This window comes from Priestia koreensis (assembly GCF_001274935.1).
GTDB lineage: Bacteria > Bacillota > Bacilli > Bacillales > Bacillaceae_H > Bacillus_AG > Bacillus_AG koreensis.
The window spans coordinates 1-758 of record NZ_LILC01000038.1; the positions used below are offsets into that span (position 1 = coordinate 1).

At 42.9% G+C, this 758-nt stretch carries 1 protein-coding gene; it reads left to right on the forward strand.

Annotated elements, in window-relative coordinates; genetic code table 11:
* A partial coding sequence (locus AMD01_RS23215) for a transposase (protein ID WP_157052840.1) occupies positions 1–758 on the forward strand: 758 nt, incomplete at both ends.

Genomic DNA, 758 nt, shown 5'->3' on the forward strand with positions numbered 1-758 from the left:
ATGAACGAAAACACCTTCGCTCAAAACGGAAAGAACCGAAGAAAGCACAGAAGCAGTTTCAAGACTTTGTAAAACGCAAGACGAAGTATGAGAACGACATGGCAATCTTCAACAACCGAAATAGTTATTCAAAAACGGATCATGATGCCACGTTTATGCGTATGAAAGATGACTACATGAAAAATGGTCAACTGAAGGCTGGTTATAATGTGCAAATTGCGACAGAAGGTCAATACACGCTTGCGTATGATGTCTTTCCAAATCCAACGGACACACGAACGCTTCGACCATTTCTCGACGAAATTGAACAGCACTACTTCGAACTGCCTGACTATATTGTCGCCGATGCCGGATACGGAAGTGAAGAGAATTACCTGGATGTGCAGAACCGAACATGTACCCCTCTGATCACCTATGGCATGTATCGAAAAGAGAAGAAAAAACGGGTGAAGAACGACCCGTTTCGAGCGGCGAACTGGGCGTACAATGAAGAAGAGGATTCGTTTACTTGTCCCTACGGGAAAAAGGTAACGTTTCGTTTCCACTCGAATCGCACAGATCGTTACGAATATACAAAGGAATTGAAAGTGTACGAATGTGAAGACTGTTCGGGTTGTCCGTTCCGTTCACAATGTACGAAAGCGAAGGAGGGTAATAACCGACAAATCCATTATAATCAGAAATGGGAACAACAAAAAAGAATGATTCAACAGCTGCTTTCAGAAGAGAAAACCGGCAAAATCTACGGAAAACGTAAG